Annotated in this window: 18 protein-coding genes; 11 read left to right on the top strand and 7 right to left on the bottom strand. The window is 62.2% G+C overall.

The window, feature by feature from the left end:
* A partial coding sequence (locus ABT23_RS07715; protein WP_296633399.1) for a hypothetical protein occupies positions 1-295 on the top strand: 295 nt, incomplete at its 5' end.
* A 124-nt stretch (positions 296-419) separates the two neighbouring features.
* On the opposite strand, the gene ABT23_RS07720 is transcribed toward ABT23_RS07715, so the two are convergent.
* Together ABT23_RS07720 and msrP are read right to left on the bottom strand one after the other, a co-directional pair.
* A complete protein-coding gene (locus tag ABT23_RS07720; protein ID WP_296633400.1) occupies positions 420-1,037 on the bottom strand; it encodes a protein-methionine-sulfoxide reductase heme-binding subunit MsrQ in 618 nt (205 codons plus the stop codon).
* Positions 1,037-1,975 (bottom strand): protein-methionine-sulfoxide reductase catalytic subunit MsrP, encoded by a 939-nt coding sequence (gene msrP, locus ABT23_RS07725; RefSeq protein ID WP_296633401.1) that lies wholly within the window; start codon positions 1,973-1,975, stop codon positions 1,037-1,039. The genes ABT23_RS07720 and msrP overlap by 1 nt, the downstream gene beginning before the upstream one ends.
* Before the next feature lie 309 nt (positions 1,976-2,284).
* Here msrP and ABT23_RS07730 point away from each other — a divergent pair, with 309 nt between their 5' ends.
* Both ABT23_RS07730 and trxA read left to right on the top strand, forming a co-directional pair.
* Entirely contained in the window at positions 2,285-2,551 is a 267-nt protein-coding gene (locus tag ABT23_RS07730; RefSeq protein ID WP_018509043.1) for a hypothetical protein, read from the top strand.
* A 191-nt stretch (positions 2,552-2,742) separates the two neighbouring features.
* Positions 2,743-3,123 carry a thioredoxin gene (gene trxA, locus ABT23_RS07735; RefSeq protein ID WP_296633402.1) on the top strand — a complete coding sequence of 127 codons (381 nt, stop codon included), beginning with the start codon at positions 2,743-2,745 and terminating at the stop codon, positions 3,121-3,123.
* Here trxA and hda read toward each other — a convergent pair.
* The gene (gene hda / locus ABT23_RS07740) at positions 3,114-3,761 is read right to left on the bottom strand and encodes a DnaA regulatory inactivator Hda (protein ID WP_296633403.1); all 648 of its coding nucleotides are present in this window, start codon (positions 3,759-3,761) and stop codon (positions 3,114-3,116) included. The genes trxA and hda overlap by 10 nt on opposite strands.
* A gap of 173 nt (positions 3,762-3,934) precedes the next feature.
* Here hda and nadA point away from each other — a divergent pair, with 173 nt between their 5' ends.
* Both nadA and ABT23_RS07750 read left to right on the top strand, forming a co-directional pair.
* Positions 3,935-4,948, top strand: a complete 1,014-nt coding sequence (nadA, locus tag ABT23_RS07745; RefSeq protein WP_366366368.1) for a quinolinate synthase NadA — start codon at positions 3,935-3,937, stop codon at positions 4,946-4,948.
* Between the two features lie 8 nt (positions 4,949-4,956).
* Entirely contained in the window at positions 4,957-5,892 is a 936-nt protein-coding gene (locus ABT23_RS07750; protein WP_296633405.1) for a DUF808 domain-containing protein, read from the top strand.
* Between the two features lie 9 nt (positions 5,893-5,901).
* On the opposite strand, the gene ABT23_RS07755 is transcribed toward ABT23_RS07750, so the two are convergent.
* A complete protein-coding gene (locus ABT23_RS07755; RefSeq protein WP_296633406.1) occupies positions 5,902-6,756 on the bottom strand; it encodes a PhnD/SsuA/transferrin family substrate-binding protein in 855 nt (284 codons plus the stop codon).
* On the bottom strand, positions 6,753-8,033 hold the full coding sequence (locus tag ABT23_RS07760; RefSeq protein WP_296633407.1) for a sensor domain-containing diguanylate cyclase: 1,281 nt from the start codon (positions 8,031-8,033) through the stop codon (positions 6,753-6,755). Before ABT23_RS07760 ends, ABT23_RS07755 begins: the two co-directional genes overlap by 4 nt.
* Before the next feature lie 222 nt (positions 8,034-8,255).
* Between ABT23_RS07760 and ABT23_RS07765 the strand changes: the two genes are divergently transcribed.
* The 3 genes from ABT23_RS07765 (at position 8,256) to ABT23_RS07775 (ending at position 13,666) form a co-directional block, all read left to right on the top strand.
* Positions 8,256-12,026, top strand: a complete 3,771-nt coding sequence (locus ABT23_RS07765) for a DUF3683 domain-containing protein (protein WP_296633408.1) — start codon at positions 8,256-8,258, stop codon at positions 12,024-12,026.
* A gap of 128 nt (positions 12,027-12,154) precedes the next feature.
* Complete coding sequence (locus ABT23_RS07770; RefSeq protein WP_296633409.1) at positions 12,155-13,192, top strand: PEP-CTERM sorting domain-containing protein; 1,038 nt, start codon at positions 12,155-12,157, stop codon at positions 13,190-13,192.
* 66 nt (positions 13,193-13,258) lie between these two features.
* The gene (locus ABT23_RS07775) at positions 13,259-13,666 is read left to right on the top strand and encodes an HIT family protein (RefSeq protein WP_296633410.1); all 408 of its coding nucleotides are present in this window, start codon (positions 13,259-13,261) and stop codon (positions 13,664-13,666) included.
* A gap of 145 nt (positions 13,667-13,811) precedes the next feature.
* Here ABT23_RS07775 and phoR read toward each other — a convergent pair whose 3' ends face one another.
* Together phoR and phoB are read right to left on the bottom strand one after the other, a co-directional pair.
* Positions 13,812-15,164: a phosphate regulon sensor histidine kinase PhoR gene (gene phoR / locus ABT23_RS07780; RefSeq protein ID WP_296633411.1), complete on the bottom strand. Its 1,353-nt coding sequence runs from the start codon at positions 15,162-15,164 to the stop codon at positions 13,812-13,814.
* 31 nt (positions 15,165-15,195) lie between these two features.
* Positions 15,196-15,888, bottom strand: a complete 693-nt coding sequence (gene phoB, locus ABT23_RS07785; protein ID WP_296633412.1) for a phosphate regulon transcriptional regulator PhoB — start codon at positions 15,886-15,888, stop codon at positions 15,196-15,198.
* 139 nt (positions 15,889-16,027) lie between these two features.
* Here phoB and ubiE point away from each other — a divergent pair, with 139 nt between their 5' ends.
* The 3 genes from ubiE to ubiB are packed head-to-tail and all read left to right on the top strand — an operon-like array spanning position 16,028 to position 18,872.
* A complete protein-coding gene (gene ubiE / locus ABT23_RS07790; protein ID WP_296633413.1) occupies positions 16,028-16,762 on the top strand; it encodes a bifunctional demethylmenaquinone methyltransferase/2-methoxy-6-polyprenyl-1,4-benzoquinol methylase UbiE in 735 nt (244 codons plus the stop codon).
* Positions 16,759-17,337 (top strand): hypothetical protein, encoded by a 579-nt coding sequence (locus tag ABT23_RS07795; protein WP_296633414.1) that lies wholly within the window; start codon positions 16,759-16,761, stop codon positions 17,335-17,337. Before ubiE ends, ABT23_RS07795 begins: the two co-directional genes overlap by 4 nt.
* A complete protein-coding gene (gene ubiB / locus ABT23_RS07800) occupies positions 17,334-18,872 on the top strand; it encodes a ubiquinone biosynthesis regulatory protein kinase UbiB (protein WP_296633415.1) in 1,539 nt (512 codons plus the stop codon). Before ABT23_RS07795 ends, ubiB begins: the two co-directional genes overlap by 4 nt.
* Positions 18,873-18,880: the final 8 nt, after the last annotated feature.

The following is an 18,880-nucleotide window of genomic DNA, read 5'->3' on the forward strand; positions in this document are numbered from 1 at the left end:
CGCCAAAAAACCGGCAGCCAAGCCCGTAGCCAGGAAAGCCGCCGCCAAGCCGGCAGCCAAAAAGGCGGCACCGGCTAAAAAGGTCGTCGCCAAGAAGCCGGCAGCCAAGCCCGCAGCCAAGAAAGCCGCCGCCAAGCCGGCAGCCAAAAAGCCTGCTGCCAAACCGGCAGCCAAAAAAGCGGCCCCGGCCAAGAAGCCTGTTGCGAAGAAAGCGGCTCCTGCCGCCAAACCTGCGCCGGCTCCTGCGCCTGCCCCCGCACCGGCGGTACCGGTCATCAAGCCTTTCGGGCTCTAACAGGTCGGGCACTGCCCAATCTGAAACGGGGGCATGTCCCCCGTTTTTTTATTTGCGCGCCGCGCGAGTCCGCGCTTCAGTTCCTACACGGTCCCCACCGACTCTTCACGCAGGCGTTGCTGTCTCATCTGGCAACTGCCAATCGGTTCCGCACGGCATGCAGCGCGTTCCTGCTCCATGGCAGGCGCATGGCCAGCAACAGGACCAGCACCGCGCCGAACATCAAGGGCTGCGTCAGGTCTTTCTTCACCAGCCACACGTAGTGGATCACCCCCAGCAAAGCGATCAGATAGACCAAACGGTGCAACGGCTGCCAGCGGCGGCCTAGACGACGCATCATGACGCGGGTCGAGGTGACGGCGAGCGGAATGAGCAGCACGAAAGCAGCGAAGCCGACTGTAATGAAAGGGCGCTTGACGATGTCCTTTGCGATACTCGCGAAATCGAAGAACTGATCCAGCCATAGGTAAGTCACGAAATGCAGGATGGCGTAAAAAAAGGCAAATAAACCCAGCATGCGGCGGTAACGGATGAGATCGGCCCGCCCGGTCAGCCGCCGCAACGGGGTGACCGATAGTGTCACCAGCAGCCCGACCAGCGTCCAGGTACCGGTTGAATGGGTGATGAACTCGATCGGATTTGCGCCCAAGCCGCCACCGGAACCGAGCACGAACAGCCGCGCCAGGGGCAGCAGACAGACGGCAAACAGCCAACACTTCGGATTACGCAGAATCGCGCCCATCAAAAAAACCTCTGCAGATCCATGCCGCGATACAGTTGCGCCACCTGGGCGCCGTAACCATTGAACATCAGCGTGTCGCGTTTCAGGAATTCGCCGATACGGCGTTCCTTCGCCTGGCTCCAGCGGGGATGGTCGACATGCGGATTCACGTTGGAATAGAAGCCATACTCCTGCGGCGCCGCGCGCATCCATGCCGTCAACGGCTGTTTCTCGACGAAACGGATCCTGACAATGGACTTGGCACTCTTGAATCCATACTTCCACGGCACCACCAGCCGGATCGGCGCACCATTCTGATTGGGCAGCACTTCACCATAGAGCCCGACAGCCAGTATCGTCAGCGGGTGCATCGCTTCATCCAGCCGCAAGCCTTCGACATACGGCCAGTCCAGTACGCCCGAACGCTGCCCCGGCATCTGCCTGGGGTCGTTCAAGCTGACGAATTCGACATATTTGGCCTTGCCGGTCGGCGCAGCGCGGCGAATGAGCTCGCTCAAAGGAAACCCCACCCAAGGGATCACCATCGACCATCCTTCCACACAACGCATCCGGTAGATGCGTTCCTCCAGCGGCGCCAGCTTCAACAGCGAATCGATGTCGTAAACGCCCGGTTTACTCGCCTCGCCCTCGACCGTCACCGTCCACGGACGCGTTTTCAGGCTGCCGGCATGGTCGGACGGATCGCTCTTGTCGGTGCCGAATTCATAGAAGTTGTTGTAGGTCGTGACCGCCTTGTAAGGGGTTTTCTCGTCGTCCAGCGTGTAGGCGCTGCTGCGTACACCCGCCAGCCTGGTACCGGCCTGTGCATCAGGGGCGACCCCCAGGGCGGCACTCGCCGCCAGCGCGCCCATGCCCTGCATGAAGCGGCGGCGTTCCCGGTAGATTTCGGGCGGCGTGATTTCGGACGGCAGAATATCGCAGGATGGGCGCGGCGGCATGACGGAGTCCTATCAATATAAAAGGGGCTACCCTGACAGTCGGACCAGGTCGGGCATCCTTACAGTCCATTGCAGGTTGACTCCCCCATGCCGCGTTTGTTTCGCATGCCACACCCATTTCCGAACGCTACCGTCCCCTTTCCTCCAAAACAAGCCTGGAATTGACGAATCGCGTACCGCGCTGACGAAGCTTCGTCAGGCCGTCAAACCCCCTTGGTTTAATGCGGCTTCCAGCGCCATCAGACAACACGGGAGATTGGCATGAACCCTGCTGAAGTCCTTGTACAGGAAAGACAAGGAGAGATAGAAATGATCGAACTGGAACCCGGCAACGCGCTGGACATCGCCCTGAAGGAAGATGCGCATGGCCGTGACCGTGTCGTCGTGACCCTGGAGGCACACGGGTGCGAACTCAACCTCACCCCGCATCAAGCCCGGGTGCTGGCCACCGAACTGATCATGGCGGTGAACCGCGCGGAAGTGCGCGGCAATCTGAAGCATAGCCAGAACATGGTGCGGAGCTCGCAGCCCGCCGAGCACAAACGCAGCCTGTTCAACCAGGCTTTTGCCAAATAGATTCAGGCCAGTCGGCTTCGACTGGACCGGGGCAGGGGTTGATCAGCCCACTGCCCGATAAGCCGCCTCCGCATTGTCGGAGGTCCACCATCCGTGATAGGGTGGCACTAGGCGCGAAGGTTCGTCCTCGCGCCTTTTTATTTCCAGACCCCTGCCGGGCGTCTTCAATTACAACATTGCGGGAATTCAGCATGGCCGTCATCGAACTCACCAAGGACAACTTCGAATCCACCATCAACGGCAACGACGTCGTCGTCGTCGACTTCTGGGCCCCCTGGTGCGGCCCCTGCCGTGGATTTGCCCCGATTTTCGAAGCCGCGTCCGACAAACACGCCAATATCGTGTTCGCCAAGGTCAATACCGAGGTCGAGCAGGAGCTGGCCGGCTACTTCCAGATCCGCTCCATCCCCACGCTGATGGTGTTTCGCGAACAGGTCATTCTCTATTCCGAAGCCGGCTCGCTGCCCGCCAACGCGCTGGACTCGCTGATCGAACAAGTAATGGGACTGGACATGGCGCAGGTCCACAAGGACATCGCCGAACAACAGGCGCAGAACCAGAGTCAAGCCTGATTCAAAAGCAACTGCCGCAGCAGCGGCAGCGTAATCGGGCGACGCGCCTCCAGGCTGAATCGATCGAGCGCCTCCAGCACCCGCAACAGACTCTGCATATCCCGCGCGGTGTGATTCAACAGATAGTCGGCCACTTGGGGTTCGAGCCGAAACCCCAGGGTTTCGGCATGCTGGCTCAAGGCTGCGCGCTTCTCGGCATCGTCCAGGCCATGCAACTGGAATACCAGGCCCCAACCCAGACGGGTCTGTAATTCCGGCATCACCGGCAGTTCGGCCGGTGCCACATTCCCCGCCGCCAACCACAGACCGCCCGCTTCGCGAACGCGGTTGAACGCGGCGAATCCGGCATGCTGCTGCGCATCGTTCCAGCTCTCCACCTGATCCGCGATCACGGCCTGCGCAGCCTGCTGCCCAGTGAGCTCCACCGTCATCCCGTGTGCCCGGCAGGCATGTGCCCAGGCTGCCAGCAGATAGCTCTTGCCGCTGCCCGGCGCGCCCCATATATAGACCATGCGTTCGGCCGCAGTCCCCTCCAGCATGGTCTGCAACTGCGCCATCAACTCGACGTTGCGCCCCACCACGAAACGGGCGAGTTCGGGTTGGGCGGGCGGCCGGATATCCAGGAGCAGTTGCTGCATGGGACGCAAGGATAAGGCATAAGCCCCGGCCTGCTCCAGAAAAACCCGGAGGCTGCCAAGTGAAAACGCCGCACACGCGCGGCTATACTTGGCACTTCCGCTCCTGATGTCCGAGTCGCCCGATGAGTTCCGTTTTCCCTGTCCCGGTCAAACCCGTGATCCAGCCCCCGCCCATGGTGGAAGAAGTCCTGGGCGCCGAGGAGCGCGACGCGCTCAAATCCCGCATCAAGGCGCTGATGAAGCAACAGGATGCGGTACTGGTCGCGCACTACTACACCTCGGCCGACCTGCAGGATCTGGCCGAGGAAACCGGCGGCTGCGTGTCCGACTCGCTGGAAATGGCGCGCTTCGGCCACGCGCATCCGGCAAAAACGCTGATCGTCGCCGGGGTCAAGTTCATGGGCGAAACCGCCAAGATCCTCAACCCGGAAAAGCGCGTCATCATGCCCGACCTCGCGGCCGACTGCTCGCTCGATCTGGCCTGCCCGGCGGACGAATTCGCCGCCTTTTGCGATGCCCACCCCGACCGGATATCGGTCGTCTACGCCAACACCAGCGCGGCGGTGAAGGCACGCGCCGACTGGGTGGTCACCTCCGGCATCGCCGTCAAGATCGTCAAATACCTGCACCAGCAGGGCCACAAGCTGTTGTGGGCGCCGGATCGCCACCTGGGCGACTACGTGCGGCGCATCAGCGGCGCCGACATGCTGTTGTGGCAGGGCTCGTGCGTCGTGCACGAGGCGTTCAAGGCCGAGGCGCTCAGGAAACTGCGATCGGAACACCCGAACGCGGCGGTGCTGGTACATCCCGAGTCGCCCGAATCGGTGATTGCGCTGGCCGACGTGGTCGGTTCGACCACCCAGCTAATCGAGGCGGTGCGCACCCTGCCCAACCCGGAATTCATCGTCGCCACCGACAACGGCATCTTCCACAAGATGCACGCCGCCGCCCCGGGCAAGATCCTGCTGGAAGCGCCGACCGCCGGAGAAGGCGCGACCTGTACCTCGTGTGCACACTGTCCCTGGATGGCGATGAACGGCTTGCGGAAGCTCGCCGACGTGCTGGAAACAGGTGGCAACGAAATCCATATCGAGGAATCCATCCGCGCCCGCGCCCGGCTGTCGATCCAGAAAATGCTGGATTTTGCCGCGGCTGAAAAGGCCGGAACCATCCAGTTGGGCGACTGAGGCGCCCCATGGCCGGAACCAGCCTGCTTGCCCTCATCGACGACATCGCCACCCTCCTAGACGATGTGGCATTGCTGACCAAGGTCGCCGCCAAGAAAACCACGGGCGTGCTCGGCGACGATCTGGCGCTGAACGCGGAGCAAGTCTCCGGGGTACGCGCCGAACGCGAATTGCCTGTCGTATGGGCCGTATTCAAGGGCTCGCTCAGAAACAAGCTCATCCTGGTGCCGGCGGCGCTCGTCATCAGCGCCCTGGCGCCGTGGCTCATCATGCCGATCCTGATGCTGGGCGGGGCCTTTCTCTGCTACGAGGGCTTCGAGAAACTGGCACACAAATTCCTGTCCGGTCACGACCAGGATAACGCGCACAAAGCCGAACTCGCACAAGCGCTGGCCAACCCGGCCGTCGACCTGGCCGAGTTCGAGCGCGACAAGATCAAAGGGGCCGTACGCACCGATTTCATCCTGTCTGCCGAAATCATCGTCATTACCCTGGGCACCGTCGCGACCGCGTCGTTCGGCACTCAGGTTGCCGTACTTGCCGGCATCGCCATTCTGATGACCATCGGGGTATACGGGCTGGTGGCCGGCATCGTCAAGCTCGACGATGCCGGGCTCTACCTCAGCCGGCGCAGCGGCAGCGGCTTCGCCGGCATGCAGCGCAGCATCGGACGCGGCATTCTGCGCGTCGCCCCGTATCTGATGAAAAGTCTTTCCGTGCTCGGTACGGCGGCGATGTTTCTCGTCGGCGGCGGCATCCTGGTCCACGGCCTGCCGGGCACGCACGGCATCCTGCCCGCCCTCGCCCAGGCTGCGCACGCCGTGCCGGCCATCGGAAGCGGACTGGCTGCCATGACGCCGCTACTGCTCAATGCGCTGGCCGGTATCGTGGCCGGAGGGATGGTCCTGGGCGGCGTGACGGTAACCCGGCGCCTGTTCCGGTAATCCGGCCGTCTATTTCTGGTAGGGCTGGATCAGTTTGCGCACCGGATCGTAAGCCTGGTCGTCGACGACAGCAAAACCGTCGTAGGTACGATCGAACGCTTCCAGCGTGGCGCTTCCGTCAGGGGTGGTTTTCTTCAGCGCCAGCAAGGCATCGCGCAGCTTGTTGCGCACGGCCACAGGCATGCCCGGATTCACGGCAAAGATATACGACGGCAAGGAGGGCGTGCTGCCGATCACGACAATGCCCTCATTCTTGAAATCGTCGGCAACGGAGTCTTTCAGGATGCCGCCGTCGAAATCCCCTGCCAGCACCGCCTTGGCGATATTGTCGTAATGCTTGAGATAGGCGAAGCGGGAAAAATCAGCCATCTTCACACCCATCGACTCGACTGATGCCCTTTGCAACAAGGCCTTTTCATCGCCAAAGGCAAAGCGCTTGCCCTTGAGGTCTACCGGGGTGGTAATGCCGGAACCTGCTTTTACGCCAATGACCAGCGAAAAATACGGGCGGCCCTGAATAGTCGGTGCAACCAGCGGGATCACCCCGTATTTCCTGCGCGCCTCGATGTAGGCTACCGGCGTGAGATAGGCGATCTGCGTCTGCCCCGTACCCAGCTCTTCCACGGCCGACCCCAGATTGGGCGACGGCCGGAAGCGGATATTGAGATCGGTGCTCAGCGCAAGATAGTTCGTCAGCGCGCTCATGCGCTTGATCATCTCGACCGGAATGTCCATGGCCACCGAGCCCATGGTTACCTGACCAGTTGGCGCATGCTGTTTTGGCGCAGCCCAGGCGAGTGAATGCATCGCGCCCACAAGAAGCGCGGCCAGTACGGCCTGCGCCATTCCCTGTTTCGGTTTCATGCTGATTCTCTCCCTCGTAAAGGCAATGCGTCGGTACCATCGTACACGCTGTAACAGTCCCGTCCGCTGTGCTTCGCCTGGTAAAGTGCCTTGTCGGCCGCATAGTAGAGGGCCTGCGGCGTTTTCATGGAATCGTCGCACTGGGCAATCCCGACGCTCAGGCTGATGCTCAACTGCTTGTCTTCGTATTGAAAGCGGTGCGCACGGACGCCTTCCAGCAGAATCTCGACGAACATTTCAGCCTGCTCGGCGTTGGTGTGATACAAGACAATGCCGAACTCGTCTCCTCCGAGGCGCGCAGGCAGATCGGACTTTCGGACGTGCAGACGCATGAGGGTGCCGATTTCGCGGAGGATCTCGTCCCCGGCGCCGTGGCCATGGCTGTCGTTGATCAGTTTGAAATGATCAATGTCGAACAGTACCAGGGTGATGTCTTCCGCATAACGTTCGGATTGATGGAACATCCGCGACAGGGTCTCATCGAATTTGCGGCGATTCGGCAATTCGGTCAGCCAGTCGGTCGTGGCCATGGTGCTGAGCAAGTCGAGCGCATGCTCGAGCTCACGAGTGCGCCCGCCCAGCTGGATGTTCTTGTCCCGCAGTTCCTGATTCGCAAAATTGATCTTGCTTTGCAACTTGTCGTGGTAACTGGCAAGAGATGTGTTCAGGGTATTGAACACCGACACCAGCCGGCCAATCTCGTCACCGCTTCTGACCTCCAGATAACGGGCGACGTAGGAATCGCCCTTTTCCGCCGCCTCTTCCATGGCCGTCGTCAGCTTGCGGATCGGCGAAACAATGCCGCGCGCAGTAAACAAATAGACGATCAACCCAAGTATGGCGCCAAAAACGGCCTGTTCGACAAACACTCGCCAATAGAGCGCAGCCAGCGCTCGTTCCAGCGCATCGGTCGAGACATCGACGGTCACGGCGCCAATGGTCTGGCCATTGAATACGACGGGGGCCTCGAAACGCTGGTGGGTCCGGGCATCGTCTACCTCGGACTGGGCCATGATGCGTCCATCCCGGTTGCGGATGGTGACGCGGATCACATTGATTTGCCGGGCAACGTTGGCAGCGAGCATTTCCAGATTGCCATAATCGTATCCGGCTATCAGGGAGGCCGCCCCGGAGGCGGTGGCGTTGGCGACGCTTTGACCCGCCTTGCCGATCAGCTCGCTGAGCGAGGCGCGTTCGCTCTGAACGCGAATCACGCCGATGACGGCCGACGTGACCAATACGCCAACCATGACATAGCCCATGAGCTTGATGCCCAAACCAAACCGCAAGTCAATCTCCTCTACAAGGTCAGGCGACCGAATCCTTTTCCCTTATTCGGTTATCGGCTTTTCCGGCGAAAGCTGAAGTCCCCGACGCGGGCAAGGATGGCGCGGTTCGCCCATCCCCCGGCTGCCCGAACCCATCCATATCCCGTAAAATATCGGCTTTGAAGCAGATCGATTCGGCTCCGCCCCGGCGATGCCCGAGTCCAATCCAGCATGACCGCACGCCTGCGCGAAATCCCCTACAACTACACTTCGTTTTCAGACCGTGAAATCGTCATCCGCCTGCTCGGTGCCGAAGCATGGGGCGTACTCAACACCCTGCGCGGCGAACGCAAGACAGGGCGTTCGGCGCGCATGTTGTTCGAGGTGCTGGGCGATATCTGGGTGGTTCGGCGCAACCCCTATCTGGAAGACGACCTGCTCGACAACCCCAAACGGCGGCAGATGCTGATCGACGCATTGCGTCATCGCCTGCACGAAATCGAAGTGCGACGACAAGGCAACGAACTGGTGGGACAGCTACTGGCGGCGGCGGAGCGCGCGGTACGCGAATTCGAGGCCTGGTTTGCCGACACCGCCAGCCTGCGGGCGCGCATCCTGCGCCGCCTGGCCGGCGTGACCCGACGCGACAACATCGCGTTCGACGGCCTTGCGCGCGTCTCGCATGTCACTGACGCGACCGACTGGCGCGTGGAATATCCTTTCGTGGTGTTGACGCCGGACACCGAAGCCGAGATGGCCGGACTGGTGGCCGGGTTGATCGAACTGGGCTTGACCGTCATTCCGCGCGGCGGCGGCACCGGCTATACCGGCGGCGCGGTACCGCTCACCGAACATGCGGCCGTCATCAACACCGAAAAGCTCGAAACGATGAGTGCGGTGGAACTGCAGTACCTGCCCGGCTGCGAATTCGAAGTGCCCACCATTCATTGCGGCGCCGGCGTCGTGACCAAGCGGGTGATGGAAGCGGCCGATGCCGCCGGCCTGGTGTTCGCGGTCGATCCGACGTCCGCCGACGCCTCAACCATCGGCGGCAACGTGTCGATGAACGCAGGCGGCAAGAAGGCCGTGCTGTGGGGTACCGCGCTCGACAATCTGGTGTCATGGAGGATGGTTACGCCCGACGCCAACTGGATCGAAGTGAGCCGGCTCAACCACAACCTCGGCAAGATCCACGACGCGCCCTCGGCAACCTTCGAAATCCGTCATTTTGCCGCCGACGGCAAGACGCCGAAAGGCTCGCCGGAGATCCTCACCATTCCCGGCAGCCGCTTCCGCAAGACCGGACTCGGCAAGGACGTCACCGACAAGTTCCTCGCCGGCCTGCCCGGCATCCAGAAGGAAGGCTGCGACGGCCTGATCACGTCGGCGCGCTTCATCCTGCACCGGCTGCCCGCGCATACGCGTACCGTGTGCCTGGAGTTCTTCGGCAATGCCGCCGAGGCCACCCCGGCAATCGTCGAGGTGAAAGAGTATTGCGATGCGCATCCCGCCATCCTGCTCGCCGGGCTGGAGCATCTCGACGCACGCTACGTCAAGGCGGTCGGTTACGCCACCAAGGCGCCGCGGGCTGCGCGGCCAAACATGGTGCTGCTGATCGACGTCGTCTCGGACGACGAAGTCGCGGTGGGCGAAGCCGCCTCGCACATCGTGCGCATCGCCAACGCGCGCGGCGGCGAAGGCTTCATCGCGGTAACGCCCGAAACCCGCAAGATCTTCTGGCTCGACCGCGCCCGTACCGCGGCGATCGCGGCGCACACCAACGCGTTCAAGATCAACGAGGACGTGGTGATTCCGCTGCCGCGGCTGGGCGATTACACCGATGGCATCGAGCGCATCAACATCGAGCTGTCGATCACCAACAAGCTGAAGCTGCTCGACGCCCTGGCCGAATTCTTCGCGGCACCGCTGCCGCTGCTGGAGGACGACGATACCGTCGCCGATCCGCTGCAGGTGGACGAAAAGCAGGCCCAGGCACGCACTCTCATCGCTGCTGTGCGTGCCCGCTGGGCAGGCTATCTGGCCGATCTCGATGCGCCGCACGAGAGCGGCACCGTGTTCACTGCCCTGCGCGACAAGCATATCCGCGCGTCATGGAAGCGCGAGGTGAAGCGCGAACTGCATCAGCTCTTCATCGGCCGCGAGTACACCAAGGTGCTCGAGTCCTGCGACCGCATCCACAAGGCGGTATTGAAAAGCCGCGTGTTCGTGGCATTGCACATGCACGCCGGCGACGGCAACGTACACACCAACATCCCGGTCAACTCCGACGACTACGCCATGCTGCAGGCGGCCAATGCGGCAGTGGCGCGCATCATGGCGCTGGCGACCGAGCTCGGCGGGGTGATTTCGGGCGAACACGGTATCGGGTTGACCAAGCTGGAGTTTCTCGACGCTGCGACCATCGCGACCTTTGCCGAATACAAAAAGAAAGTCGATCCCGAGCATCATTTCAATAAGGGCAAGCTGCTGCCCGGCGGAGATCTGCACAATGCCTACACGCCCTCATTCAGCCTGCTGGAAGCCGAATCGATCATTCTCGAAGCCTCCGAGACCGGGGCCATCGCCGACTCGATCAAGGACTGCCTGCGCTGCGGCAAGTGCAAGCCCGTGTGCAACACCCATATCCCGCGCGCCAACCTTCTGTACAGCCCGCGCAACAAGATCCTCGCCACCTCGCTGCTGATCGAGGCCTTCCTGTACGAGGAGCAGACCCGGCGCGGCACATCCCTGAAGCACTTCGACGAGTTCGGCGACGTCGCCGACCACTGCACCATCTGCCACAAGTGCAAGAACCCCTGCCCGGTCGACATCGACTTCGGCGACGTCTCGATCGCCATGCGCAACATGCTGCGCAAGCAGGGCAAGAAGAAATTCAATCCCGGCACCTGGGCGTCGATGGCCTTCCTCAACGCCACCGATCCCGCCACCATCAAGGCGCTGAGGAAACCGCTGATCGAATGGGGCTACGCCAGCCAGCGACTGGGGAACCAACTCTTCAAGCGCATGGGCCTGATCCAGGCGCAGACCCAGCACCCGCCCGCCACGCTGGGCCGGCCGAAGCTCGTCGCGCAGGTGATCCATCTGGTCAACAAGCCGATGCCAGGCGGGCTGCCGAAAAAGACCTCGCGCGCGCTGCTGGGTCTGGAAGACCCATCCATCGTCCCCATCCTGCGCAACCCCGCCAAGCTGTCCGACGATTCCGACGCGGTGTTCTATTTTCCTGGCTGCGGTTCGGAGCGCCTGTTCTCGCAGGTGGGGCTCGCCACCCAGGCCATGCTGTTCGAGCTCGGCGCCCAGACCGTGCTCCCGCCCGGCTACCTGTGCTGCGGCTATCCGCAAACCGCGGGCGGCCAGGCCGACAAGGGCGAAGCGATCACCGCCGCCAACCGCGTGCTGTTCCACCGCGTCGCCAACACGCTCAACTACCTCGATATCAAGACTGTCCTGGTGTCGTGCGGCACCTGCATGGACCAGCTCCTGAAGTACGAATTCGAGAAGATCTTCCCCGGCTGCCGCCTGCTCGACATCCACGAATACCTGATGGAAAAAGGCGTCAAGCTCGACAACGTAAGCGGCGAGAAATACCTCTTCCACGACCCCTGCCACACGCCGATGAAAACCCACGCGCCGATGAAAGTCGCCAACGCGCTATTGGGCGGCGGCGTGCACCTGTCCGACCGCTGCTGCGGCGAATCCGGCACCCTCGCCGTCAGCCGCCCGGACATTTCCACCCAGATCCGCTTCCGCAAGGAAGAGGAAATCCGCGCCGGGGTCGCCGCACTGGCCACCGGCAGCCAGCCGGTCAAACTCCTGACCAGCTGCCCGTCGTGCCTGCAAGGACTGGCGCGCTACAGCGACGACACGAATACCGAGCCGGATTACATCGTGATCGAACTGGCGAAAAAACTGCTGGGCGAGAACTGGATGACGAACTACCTCACCCGCGTAGGGAATGGCGGGATCGAGCGCGTGCTGTTGTAAACCCCCAGTTCGACCGGAAAATCCGGGGCGCGATTGCCCCGGAAAACCGGCCATGCTATCGTCCGGCCTGCGGAGACCAGATATAACAAGCAGTCAAATCAAATACTTGGTCTTAGGGGAGGAAAATCATGCACGTCCGTCTGACGACGCTTGCTGCCGCACTCATGGTAGGCGTCACACCTGCTTGGGCAACCGGTTTGCCCGCTTACGAAACCTATTCGGCCGCTGCCGATGTCGCCAATGATTTCCTGACGGGTAGTCTCTACACTCCGAATTTGGACATCACCACGCTGCCTGGGGAAACAGCAAGCATCAGCGTATCCGGCCCATTTGTTGCCAGCCTCCCGTATTACACCGCTTCGGCCAGCACGACTCAGGGAAGCAACCATGCTTACGCCAGTGCCAACACGTTTCCCTTGGGCACGCTTAGTACCATTAGTTATTCTGGCTGGTATGACACCGTTACGATCAACGGTGGAAACGGTACTGGCGTGATGCAGTTCACAGTACAGTTGAACGGGAACGTAGATGCTGGCGCAATCGCCGGGATCGTCGGCTATGGTTTGTATGCCAGCAATGTACACCCGACCCAACTGGCCAGCGACACAATCATCAACTATGCATCGCTCCCGACAAACCCATGGTTCCTGAACGCAAATGGAGTAACCCCTATTGCCGGCCATACCATTGGTGTTTCACCCTACAACGACACCTCGCTTCTGTTCACAACCGAGATACAGCCCCCCCTGGACGGAGTCCAGGGGATTCCAGCTTTGCAGCCCCCACAAACGCTTGTTGACCAAATTCTCGCGCCAGGAGTCGGGCAAAATCTCAACATTACGCTGCACGGCACACTAACCTTTACCTACGGCGAGACGTTTTATCTGATCGGCGCTCTGGGTGCTGGCCTCGGCGGGATTGAGACATTTTGCGCATTTTCCACAGATAGTTCCTGCAGCAGTCCAACTAAAGAGGGCAGCGGCGCCACCACCCTCGACTTCTCCAACAGCGCGAACCTCGTCAACATCGCGCTGCCCGAGGGCGCAACGGCCAGCTTCGCTTCCGGCAACACCTACAACGTGACTACCGTGCCCGAACCCGACGCATGGCTCATGCTGCTGGCCGGGCTGGGGCTGGTGGGCTGGCGGGCGCGCCGCCGCGCCTGAGCGGCTGCTTGCCAAGCCTGGTCCCGCCCCGCATGATGCGGGGCGTCTTGTTTCAAGGAAGCGCGTATGTCTGATTGTCCCTTATGCAATGCGCCGGGCGGGCGGCTGTTGTGGCAGGATGAGTTCTGCCGCGTGATACGGGCCGACGAACCGGATTACCCCGGTTTCCTGCGTGTGATCCTCAACCGCCACGTCAAGGAAATGACCGACCTGGTACCTGAAGAGCGCTCGCGTTTGATGATGATGGTGTGCAAAACCGAGCAGGTCATCCGCGACGTGATGCGGCCCGACAAGATCAATCTCGCCTCGCTCGGCAACGTGGTGCCGCACGTGCACTGGCACGTGATTCCGCGCTTTGCGGACGACCCGCATTTCCCGAATCCGGTATGGGGAGAGAGACTGAGGGAAACATCTCACGCAGTACCCGCCGACCTGGACGCGCAGCTTGCCGCGGCGTTCAACTCACTGGTGTAGTCCCACTCCCAACCCATTGAAGCCCTAAAGGACGCCAATCCACTACGTGCTGAAGCACGTGTGGAGTCGTATGCGCCAAGAACCACGCTTCACCCGCGAGGGGCAGGCCGTGGTTCTATAGGCGCTAAAGCGCCAAGAACCACGCTCAGCCGACGGCTTGCTCGCGTTCGGGAAACGGAATGACCGTGCCACTTTTCTCCGCGCCCGGGAGTTGAAGACGCTGAGCAGGGAAAACGGCCGAGAAGGTGCTGCCCTTGCCGGGCACGGACTGGATCTCCAGACGCGCACCGTGGCGGGTCAGCACATGCTTGACGATGGCAAGCCCCAGTCCGGTGCCGCCGGTTTCACGCGAGCGGCTGCGGTCCACCCGATAGAAGCGTTCGGTCAGGCGGGGAATATGCTCGGCCGCGATGCCTTCGCCGGTATCGATGACTGAAAAAACCCCCTCGCTGTTGCGCTCTCGCCAAGCCAGGGTGATGTCGCCGCCTTCCGGGGTGTAGCGCACGGCATTCGACACCAGGTTGCCGAGCGCACTGCGGATTTCCTGCAGGCTGCCTTTCAAGCAGGCCTCGCTCTGGCATTGCAGGCTGACCCGGTGCCGTCCGCGGCTCAGCGATTCCGCTTCGGCCTTCAAGGCCTGCGCCAGCTCGGGCACGTTGACGAGCTCGTCCTTGAGCATGTGATCGGCGCTTTCCAGCCGTGACAGGGTCAGCAAGTCGTCCAGCAGGTGTTGCATGCGCCGGGTATGGTCCAGCATCAAATCGAAATAATGGCGGCTCTCGGCGGCAGGCAGGTCGGGGGCATCGGCCAGGGTTTCGACAAAACCGCCGACCACGGTCAAGGGCGTGCGCAATTCGTGCGAGACATTGGCGATGAAGTCGCGGCGCATCGCATCGACGCGCTCGAGGTCGGTGATGTCGCGGGCGACCAGCAACTTCTGCGATTCGCCGAACGGTACCAGTTGCAGGGATAGGATGAGTTCGCGATTCACCGGAGATTTGCACACCAGGCGCCGCGAATAATCGGCTGCGTCGAGAAAATCCAGGAACTGTGCCTGCCGCAGCAGGTAGCGGATGAACTGGCCGCGGTCGCGTTCGCAGTCCAGGCCCATATAGGTGCGGGAAGCGGGGTTGCACCATTCGATCTGTTCGCTGCGGTTGAGAATGACCATGCCGTCGGGCACGGCCATCGCGGCATGTTCGAACTGTTCGAGGGCGGAGGTGAGCTGGCCACGGCTGGCTTTCTGGCGGCGCTGGAGTTTTTGCAGCCGGTAGAAGATGTCGCCCCAGGTGCCGGTGGCGTCCGGCGGCTCCACTTCGTCCGGATTTTCCAGCCAGCGCGCCAGGCGGAATTCCTGCCACAGGCGGCGCAGCATCACGAAAGCCTGGACGCCGGCCAGGAATCCCAGAGCAGCCACCCATCCGGAGCCGGCCCACAAGATCAGCGCCACCAGCAATACGCCGGCCAGCACACTGAGTGGACGCCACCAAAAACCCATGTTTGCCTGCTTGAAAACCGCGGTGGGTGGATTATCCCACGTCGGCCGAAAAGCGGTAACCCGAGCCGCGCACGGTCTGGATCAGCTCGGAATGGCCGGACGGCTCCAACGCCAGGCGCAGGCGGCGGATGTGGACGTCGACCGTACGTTCCTCCACGAACACGTCGTCGCCCCACACCTGGTCGAGCAACTGGGTGCGCGAGTAGACGCGCTCGGGGTGCGTCATGAAGAAGTGCAGCAGGCGGAATTCGGTCGGCCCCAGTTCCAGCGCCTGGCCCTTGCCCTGGACGCGATGGCTGGTGGGATCAAGCTTCAGGCCGTTGATCTCCACCGGCTCGTCGGTCATCTGCGGCGCCCGGCGACGCAACACGGCCTTGATGCGCGACACCAGTTCGCGCGGCGAGAACGGCTTGGTGATGTAGTCGTCGGCGCCGGTATCCAGCCCCAGCACCTTGTCGCGTTCCTCGCCACGCGCCGTCAGCATGATGATGGGGATTGGCTGGTAGCGCTCGTCGCTGCGCAGGCGCTTGCACAGGTCGATCCCCGACATGCCGGGCAGCATCCAGTCAAGCAGGATGACGTCGGGCAGCGTGCTTTTGAGGAATTTCAGCGCATGCTCGGCGTCACCGGCGGCGGTGACCTGATGCCCGGCCTGCGCCAGGTTGAACTTCAGCAATTCCTGGATTCCGGGTTCGTCTTCGACCAGCAAAATATTGGCAGCCATGGTGATTCCAGCATTGTTTGAATGGTAGCCATACTATGACAGCAGTATGACTGATTTATGACATCGAACAGGCCCGCCCAAATCCGCGCCAGCCCGTGCGCTGGTAGAATTCAGAGGTTTCCCCTTGACCCCGTCTGCCATGGATAAAACCACCCATTTCGGCTACCAGCAGGTCGCCGAGTCCGAAAAAGCCGCCAAAGTGGCCGAGGTCTTCCATTCCGTCGCCGCCCAATACGACGTCATGAACGATCTCATGTCGGCCGGCCTGCACCGGCTGTGGAAGCGCTTTGCCGTGGCGCAGGCGGGCTTGCGGCCCGGCATGAAGGTGCTCGACGTCGCCGGCGGCACCGCCGACCTGACCCGGCTGTTCCTGAAGGAAGTCGGCGACACCGGCCAGGTGCTGCTCACCGATATCAACTTCTCGATGCTGCGCGAAGGCCGCGACCGCATGCTCAACGAGGGCAGGACGCCGCCGGCCATTCAGTGCGATGGCGAGCGGCTGCCGTTTCCAGACGACTATTTCGATTGCGTATCGGTCGCCTTCGGCCTGCGGAACATGACGCACAAGGATCAGGCGCTGGCCGAGATGAACCGCGTGCTGAAACCCGGCGGCCGCCTCCTGGTGCTGGAATTTTCCAAGGTATGGAAACCACTGGAACCCGCCTACGACCTGTATTCCTTCAAGCTGTTGCCGCTGATGGGCAAGCTGGTCGCCAAGGACGCCGCCAGCTACCAGTACCTGGCCGAATCGATCCGCATGCATCCCGGCCAGGAAGAACTCAAGGCGATGATGGAGACCGCCGGTTTCGCCAAGGTCAGCTATCACAATCTCACCGCCGGTGTCGTCGCACTGCATAAAGGCTTCAAGGTTTGATCGCTGAAAGCCTTTTCGAACGCAGCCTCAACCATCTGTTGCGGCAGTCGCCCGGTACGGCCGAGGCGTTGGTCAGGCACGCCGGTGCGAGCGTGCGCTTCGACCTGGCATTCAAGCAATTCGATTTCCGCATCGCCGACGACGGCTGTTTTTCCGAAGCCGTGGTCGATGCCCCCGACGCCGTCATTCGTCCCACCCCTGCGCTCGTCGCCCGCCTGCCGTTTTTCGGCCGCGATGCGCTGCGCGACGCGGACTACACTGGCGACCCGGCCTTGCTCGCCACACTCGACCGCGTTTTCAAGCAGCTGGATTGGGACGTCGAGGCCGATCTGGCGCCATGGGTCGGCGACATTGCCGCACACAGGCTGAACACGATCAGCCGCGACGCCCTCGCCAGTATCGCCCGCGCTTTCTCGGCACTGGGCCACAACGCAAGCGAATACCTGGTCGAGGAAGTCGAGCTGATGGCGCGCGGCGTCGACGTCGCGCGCTTCAACCAGGCGGTCGACGTGCTGGCCGACGACACGGCACGGCTGGATGCCCGCCTGCGGCGGCTGGAAACGCGCGACGCATGAAACTGCTGCGCCTCGCCCGCATCCTCAGCATCGGCCTACGCTACGGGCTGGAAGAATTCTTTCTCGGCCACGAGCGGGTACGCCCCCTGCGTTGGCTGGTGCGCGTCACCCTGTTCTGGCGGCCGCTCAACGAACCGCGCGGCGTGCGCCTGCGCCGTGCTCTGGAGGCGTTGGGGCCGATCTTCGTCAAATTCGGCCAGATGCTCTCCACCCGACGCGATCTGGTGCCGCTCGACATTGCCGACGAACTCGCCCAGCTACAGGATCGGGTGCCGCCTTTTCCATCGGCCGAGGCCATTGCCACCCTGGAGGCGACCTATAAAAAACCGCTGGCCCACGTATTCGCCGAATTCGACGCCACGCCGATCGCGTCCGCCTCGGTGGCGCAGGTACATTTCGCCCGCCTGCACCCACCCCCTTCAGGGGGTGACGGTACCACCGTCGCAGTGAAGGTACTCCGCCCCGGCATCGCACCCGTGATCGCGCACGACGTCTCGCTGCTCTATGCCGCCGCGGGCCTGGTGGAGAAACTGTTCGCCGACGGCAAGCGATTGCGTCCGCGCGAAGTCGTCAGCGAATTCGAGAAACATCTGGCAGACGAGCTCGACCTGATGCGCGAAGCCGCCAACTGCTCGCAGCTGCGGCGCAACTTCAAGGACTCGCCGCTGCTGAAGGTGCCCGAGGTGTACTGGGATTACTGCGGCCGCGACGTCATGGTGATGGACCGCATGGACGGCATCCCGGTGAGCCAGATCGGGCGCCTGCGCGAATCCGGCGTGAATATCCCAAAACTCGCCGCTACCGGCGTGGAGATCTTCTTCACCCAGGTGTTCCGCGACGGCTTCTTCCACGCCGACATGCATCCCGGCAACATCCTGGTACGCCCGGGGTCCGAGCAGTACATCGCGCTGGATTTCGGCATCATGGGTACGCTCACCGAAGTCGACAAGCAGTACCTTGCGCGCAATTTCCTCGCCTTCTTCCGCCGCGACTACAAAGGCGTGGCGCTGGCGCATCTGGAATCCGGCTGGGTGCCGCCCGACACCCGCATCGACGAACTCGAGGCCGCGGTACGCGCGGTGTGCGAGCCGGTGTTCGATCGCCCGCTGAAGGACATTTCATTCGGCCGCGTGTTGCTGCAGCTGTTTCAGGCCTCGCGCCGCTTCAACGTGGAAATCCAGCCGCAGTTGGTGCTGCTGCAGAAAACCCTGCTCAACATCGAGGGGCTCGGTCGGCAACTCGACCCCGAACTCGACCTGTGGAAAACCGCCAAGCCCTTCCTGGAACGCTGGATGAACGAGCAGATGGGCTGGCGTGCGTTGATGAAGAACCTGCAAGCCGAGGCGCCAAAGTGGGCGGTGCTGCTGCCGCAGCTGCCACGGCTGACCCATACCTACCTGTCGCGCAACGACGACTCGAATGCACTTGAAACCCGACTCGAACGCATCGCCGTCCAGCAGGCGCGCAATACCTGGCTGCTGACTGTCGCGATCGGTCTGGCGGTTCTGAGCCTGGCGATTATCCTGCTGAAATAGTGCGTTAC

This window comes from Thiobacillus sp. SCN 63-57 (assembly GCF_001725555.1).
Classification (GTDB): Bacteria; Pseudomonadota; Gammaproteobacteria; order Burkholderiales; family Thiobacillaceae; genus Thiobacillus.

What these genes read in the sequence shown, in the direction of transcription:
- ABT23_RS07720 (WP_296633400.1), bottom strand. Translation starts at nt 1,037, where the DNA reads ATGGGCGCGATTCTGCGTAATCCGAAGTGTTGGCTGTTTGCCGTCTGT.
- phoR (WP_296633411.1), bottom strand. Translation starts at nt 15,164, where the DNA reads ATGGGTTTTTGGTGGCGTCCACTCAGTGTGCTGGCCGGCGTATTGCTG.
- ABT23_RS07750 (WP_296633405.1), top strand. Translation starts at nt 4,957, where the DNA reads ATGGCCGGAACCAGCCTGCTTGCCCTCATCGACGACATCGCCACCCTC.
- ubiB (WP_296633415.1), top strand. Translation starts at nt 17,334, where the DNA reads ATGAAACTGCTGCGCCTCGCCCGCATCCTCAGCATCGGCCTACGCTAC.
- ABT23_RS07755 (WP_296633406.1), bottom strand. Translation starts at nt 6,756, where the DNA reads ATGAAACCGAAACAGGGAATGGCGCAGGCCGTACTGGCCGCGCTTCTT.
- ABT23_RS07775 (WP_296633410.1), top strand. Translation starts at nt 13,259, where the DNA reads ATGTCTGATTGTCCCTTATGCAATGCGCCGGGCGGGCGGCTGTTGTGG.
- ABT23_RS07770 (WP_296633409.1), top strand. Translation starts at nt 12,155, where the DNA reads ATGCACGTCCGTCTGACGACGCTTGCTGCCGCACTCATGGTAGGCGTC.
- msrP (WP_296633401.1), bottom strand. Translation starts at nt 1,975, where the DNA reads ATGCCGCCGCGCCCATCCTGCGATATTCTGCCGTCCGAAATCACGCCG.
- ubiE (WP_296633413.1), top strand. Translation starts at nt 16,028, where the DNA reads ATGGATAAAACCACCCATTTCGGCTACCAGCAGGTCGCCGAGTCCGAA.
- nadA (WP_366366368.1), top strand. Translation starts at nt 3,935, where the DNA reads ATGGTGGAAGAAGTCCTGGGCGCCGAGGAGCGCGACGCGCTCAAATCC.
- ABT23_RS07730 (WP_018509043.1), top strand. Translation starts at nt 2,285, where the DNA reads ATGATCGAACTGGAACCCGGCAACGCGCTGGACATCGCCCTGAAGGAA.
- ABT23_RS07765 (WP_296633408.1), top strand. Translation starts at nt 8,256, where the DNA reads ATGACCGCACGCCTGCGCGAAATCCCCTACAACTACACTTCGTTTTCA.
- trxA (WP_296633402.1), top strand. Translation starts at nt 2,743, where the DNA reads ATGGCCGTCATCGAACTCACCAAGGACAACTTCGAATCCACCATCAAC.
- hda (WP_296633403.1), bottom strand. Translation starts at nt 3,761, where the DNA reads ATGCAGCAACTGCTCCTGGATATCCGGCCGCCCGCCCAACCCGAACTC.
- phoB (WP_296633412.1), bottom strand. Translation starts at nt 15,888, where the DNA reads ATGGCTGCCAATATTTTGCTGGTCGAAGACGAACCCGGAATCCAGGAA.